6 protein-coding genes and 1 pseudogene are annotated in these 4,502 nt (G+C 69.8%); 1 reads left to right on the forward strand and 6 read right to left on the reverse strand.

The genetic code is table 11. The features are described 5' to 3' along the window. A pseudogene (locus tag HUV06_RS14740) lies at positions 1 to 302 on the forward strand (trigger factor); the annotation flags it as partial. Between the two features lie 199 nt (positions 303 to 501). On the opposite strand, the gene HUV06_RS14745 reads toward HUV06_RS14740, so the two are convergent. The 6 genes from HUV06_RS14745 to HUV06_RS14770 form a co-directional block, all read right to left on the reverse strand. Then, positions 502 to 1,431 carry a lysophospholipid acyltransferase family protein gene (locus HUV06_RS14745; RefSeq protein WP_174302006.1) on the reverse strand — a complete coding sequence of 310 codons (930 nt, stop codon included), beginning with the start codon at positions 1,429 to 1,431 and terminating at the stop codon, positions 502 to 504. Positions 1,432 to 1,548: 117 nt separating this feature from the next. Further along, positions 1,549 to 2,358 carry a protein-glutamate O-methyltransferase CheR gene (locus HUV06_RS14750; RefSeq protein WP_174302007.1) on the reverse strand — a complete coding sequence of 270 codons (810 nt, stop codon included), beginning with the start codon at positions 2,356 to 2,358 and terminating at the stop codon, positions 1,549 to 1,551. Further along, on the reverse strand, positions 2,355 to 2,720 hold the full coding sequence (locus HUV06_RS14755; RefSeq protein ID WP_174302008.1) for a PleD family two-component system response regulator: 366 nt from the start codon (positions 2,718 to 2,720) through the stop codon (positions 2,355 to 2,357). The genes HUV06_RS14750 and HUV06_RS14755 overlap by 4 nt, the downstream gene beginning before the upstream one ends. A gap of 172 nt (positions 2,721 to 2,892) precedes the next feature. Continuing rightward, the gene (gene chpT, locus HUV06_RS14760) at positions 2,893 to 3,609 is read right to left on the reverse strand and encodes a histidine phosphotransferase ChpT (protein ID WP_174302009.1); all 717 of its coding nucleotides are present in this window, start codon (positions 3,607 to 3,609) and stop codon (positions 2,893 to 2,895) included. 70 nt (positions 3,610 to 3,679) lie between these two features. Then, complete coding sequence (locus tag HUV06_RS14765; RefSeq protein ID WP_174302010.1) at positions 3,680 to 3,925, reverse strand: hypothetical protein; 246 nt, start codon at positions 3,923 to 3,925, stop codon at positions 3,680 to 3,682. A gap of 22 nt (positions 3,926 to 3,947) precedes the next feature. Next, positions 3,948 to 4,352 (reverse strand): TIGR01244 family sulfur transferase, encoded by a 405-nt coding sequence (locus HUV06_RS14770; protein WP_174302011.1) that lies wholly within the window; start codon positions 4,350 to 4,352, stop codon positions 3,948 to 3,950. Between the last annotated feature and the right edge of the window lie 150 nt (positions 4,353 to 4,502).

Consider the following 4,502-nt stretch of genomic DNA (forward strand, 5'->3'; position numbering starts at 1 on the left):
ACCGCAAGATTGCCGAGCGGCGGGTGCGGCTTGGCCTGGTCCTGGCCGAGATCGGCCAGCGCCACAATGTGCAAATCTCCGAGCAGGAGATGCAGCAGGCGCTCATCGCCGAAATCCGCCGCTATCCCAGCGACCAGCAGCAGCAGGCCTTTGACTTCTTCCGCAACAACCCGCAGGCCTCAGCCCAGCTGCGGGCGCCGATCTATGAGGAGAAGGTGGTCGACCTGATCCTGGAGCGCGCCAAGGTCGAGGACACGCCGGTCTCCAAGGACGAGCTGTTCGCCGAGGACGAGATGCCGTAGGTCTACGGCCTTCAGCCGCTGAACAGCGGCTATCTCAGCCGCGGCGGCTTCAAGCACAACCGCCAGCAGTCGCCTCATCCTGAGCCCGTCGAAAGACGAGGCGTCCCTCCGCGGCGCGGCCTCATCCTTCGACAGGCTCAGGATGAGCCCGAAGGTGCGGTGAGCACTTGCATCATCTGTTCGGATGTAGGCCGGAGCTCTACAGCCCTCTCGCCGCCAGCGCCTCGTACGCCTCGTTCGGCCAGCGCTTATGCACCCAGAACCACTCGCCCGGCCGCTCGCGCACCCGGGCCTCCACGAAGGCGTTGACCTTGCGCACGCCTGCCTCGACGTCCGGCTCCCGGTCACCGGTATCCTCCAGCGGGATCGGTTCGTGCACCACGACGCGGAAGCGCGCCTTGGGCAGGCGCTGCACTGACAGGGGCTGAAGCGCGCCGCCGAAGCGGATCGCCACCCGGCTGGGTGCACCGGCGGTATGCGCGAGATGGCCGAAGAGGGGGACGGCCACGCCGCCGTTGAACTTCTGGTCGTTGAGGAAGGCCACCGATTGGCCGTCTTGCAGCGTCTTCAGCAGGTCGCGCGAGCCGGCGCCGCCCTTGGGGGCGAACAGCTTCACGCCATAGCGGGAGCGGCCCTCGATGATGCGGCGGTCGAAATGGGGGTTGTTGGCGGCACGGTAGGTGATGCGGCAGTCCAGCCCGCTGGCCACGATCACCGCCGCCATCACCTCCCAGTTGGCAAAGTGGCCGGAGATCAGCACCGCCCCTCGACCGGCGCGCGCCAGGGCCTGCAGCCGCTCCATGCCCACCACCTCCACCCGCCCCTGGGCCGGGGTGAGGCGGTCGACCAGGGGGAACTCGAAAAAGGTGCGGCCCAGGTTGTCCCACTGCTCGCCGAGCAGGCGGGCGCGTTCGGCGTCAGATAGTTCGGGGAAGGCCAGTCGCAGGTTGCGCTCGGCCAGCTGGTGCGCGCCGGTGAACGGACCGACCAGCCGGAACAGCCGCCCACCGGCGCCTGACACCCAGGAGATCGGCCAGGGCTGCAGCGCGGTGCTCAGCAGGTCAAAGGCCAGGGCCTCGACCCGCCACCCCAGGTCCTTGCCGAAACTCACGCCGGGAGGTCGTGTCATGACGGTTTAGATCGCGTTGATTTCAGGCTTCGACGCCGGCTGAAGGAGAGGGTAGGCGAAAGCGACGGTCCTCATCCCGTCCTAGGACGGGAGGCGTAAAGCCGGTGTCAAGCCAGATCAGGCGGCCACCACCCGGTCCGCCTGAACCTGCTGGCGGAAGACGCCGTCGCCCATGGCCTCGAAGCCCTGTGGCCCCGGCTCGGCGGGGCCGAGCACCAGATAGCCCCCAGGCGCGAGGCCCGGGAGGAACTGGGCAAGCACCCGCTCCCGCAGGTCCGGCTCGAAATAGCTCAGCACGTTTCGGCAGAGGATGAGGTCGAACTGCCGACGGCTGCGGCGTTCCTCCACCAGGTTCAGCCGGCGCCAGCGGATGGCTGCACGCAGCCGCGGGGTGATGGCCCACATCTCGCCGGCCTTCTCGAAATACTTCAGCAGCAAGCGGATGGGCAGGCCCCGCTGGACCTCGAACTGGGTGTAGAGGCCGGAATGGGCCTTCTCCAGCACCCGCTCGGACAGGTCTGTCGCCACGATCTCCAGCCGCAGGGGAGGACTCTGCTCCTCGGCCATCATGGCCAGGGAATAGGCCTCCTGGCCTGTGGAGCAGCCGGCGCACCACACCTGCACCACCCGCTCGGCCGCCTCTCCCGCGAGAGCAGGCAGCACGTCCGTCTTCAGCCGCCCGAAGGTCGGGCCGTCGCGGAAGAAGGCGGTGTCGGTGACCGCCAGGGCCTCCGCCGTCGCCGCGGCGAGCCGCTCGTCGGAGCCCTGGCGCAGCTGCTCCAGCAGCGCCTCCACGGACGCCATGCCCTCCCGCCGCGCCAGGCCGCCGAGCCGGCTCTCGGCAAAATAGCCCTTGTCGCCGCGCAGGCTCAGCCCGCAGCGGCCCTGAACCAGCGTCTGCAGGAAGTCGAGGTCGGCGGGGTTCACAGCAGGCCCGCCTGGCCGAGCTTGTAGGCGACGATGTCGCCGTCGAAGGGCTTCATGATGTACTCGTCTGCGCCGTGCGCCAGCGCTTCGGCGATCCGCTCGGGATCGTTCTCGGCGGCGCAGAAGACCACCACGGGCTGCTCCCCGCCCGGCTCGTTGCGCAGGCTCGTCAGGAACTCGAGACCGTCCATGTTGGGCATGGACCAGTCCACCAGGATCGCATCCGGCATGGCGGTGCGGCAGAAGGCCAGGGCCTCCATACCGTCGCAGGCTTCAGCGGTCTCGAACTCCAGCGCTTCCAGGATCCGGCGCGCGACCTTGCGCACCACCCGGCTGTCGTCGACCACCAGACACATCTTCATGCGGGAGGCTCCGGCCTGTAGCGAAGCAAGGCTGGGGTCCATGACCATCGCACCGCTGCGCGCGCGACGCAGGCGACGCACGCTTTGACGAAGGCTAGGCCCTGCTGGTTAAGGAGCTGTGGAGGCGCCGCGGTCTGCCGCCATAACTGGCCGGATGAAAGAGCTTATGCGCTCAGGCCGGCGCGCGGGCCCGGAGCGCCACCCGGTCTTCGGCCACGGCGTAGTCGAGCTTCCCCCCTGCCGCCTTGAGCAGCTGGTGCAGGAAGTAGGCCTGGACCCAGTGGCCGCCAAGGCCGCCTTCCAGCTTCTCGCCGCGCAGGCCGCTGATCACCTCCGGGCGCAGGCGGGCCCGGGCGCCTTCGGCTTCGGCGAGCATCACCACCTCCTCGCCCTGGATCACCGCGCTCAGGGTCGCCGCGCCCCCGGTAGGCAGGGCCGTGGCGGCGATCTGCGCCAGGTTCAGCAGGGCGCGGGCGGGCGCCTTGGACAAGACGGGCGGGGCCACGCGCCAGACAAGGCTGGGCCGCACGTGCTCGTAGACGCCCTGGGCCAGCTTCTCCAGCTCGCGCGTGTCGAAGCTCTCCGCCGAAACCGACGAGCCGAACGCCACCCGTGAAAAGGACAGCAGGGCCACCAGCTTCTTTGCCGATGCAGCAATCAGGTTCATGGCGTCGTCGCGCATGTCCGCCGCCGTGGGGTCTTCCAGCAGGTCGAGGCCCGAGACGATGGCGCTGGCCGGGCTGACGAAGTCGTGACAGAGGCGGGCGGAGAGCTGAGAAGCCAGGTCGGCGGCAGACACCGGCTCCGGCGCGACGGCCGGCTCGGTCCCGAACCGCTGCGGCCAGGCCGAGCCGAGCGGGGTGGCGGGAGAGGTGGGCGTGTCGGTCATGCGGGTGCGCGACTCGCAGCTACTGGAACCTTCGAGAGGGTGGCGGCATCGGCGCCGCTTGGGAAGGGGATCAGTAGCGCTGGTCGTCGTCAAAGCCCTTGCGTGCCGAATAGAAGGCCAGCCAAATGAACCCGCCGGTCATCAGCGCGGTGACGCCGCCGGCGATGGCCATGGCGATCCAGCCATGGATGCTCATCGGCGCGTCCCCCGCCAGCCGCCAGGACGCCCACGCGCCCCACCCGGCGAACATGACCATTCCAGCCAGTACAGCGACGAGCAGCACGGTCCCAAGGCCCAGGCGCGGACTGTCCGTCATGCGCCCTGACCTCGCAACCGGCTCAGATCGAGCCGGAGAGATCGTAGCCGGCCTCACGGCCTAGTCTGACCAGCTCCTCGCGCGGCCGGTCGCCTGACTTCGCCTGGCCTTGGGCCCAGGCGGTGATCGAGCGCGTGCCGGAGCGGCAGAAGGCCAGCACGGGGCCGTCCGCCGCCAGCACGGCCGAGCGTACGGCCTCGACCTGGGCCGGTCCGGGGGCGCCTGCGAAGGGGATGTGGACATAGGACAGGCCGACCTTGTCCGCGGCAGCCGCCATGGCCGCGCCGGTGGGCTGGCCCGGCGATTCGCCGTCCGGCCGGTTGTTGATCAGCAGGCGGAAGCCTCGGGTCGCCGCCTGGGCGACCTCGTCTGGGGCGAGCTGGGGTGCTACGGCGAAATCGTCGGTGACGCGGCGGATGTCAGCCATCTTAGGAAGATCCTGCTTCTTGTCGGCGCCGGCGAGGGTTGGTCCTGCGCCCTATTGCGGCGGAGGCCCGGCAGGCTGGGCGGTGGTCGGCGCGGCCTTGCTGGGCAAGGCTGCCGCCGCGCCCGGCGGCCCGATGGCGGCTGCAGGGGT

It is taken from the genome of Caulobacter sp. S45, assembly GCF_903642205.1.
Taxonomy (GTDB): domain Bacteria; phylum Pseudomonadota; class Alphaproteobacteria; order Caulobacterales; family Caulobacteraceae; genus CAHJWH01.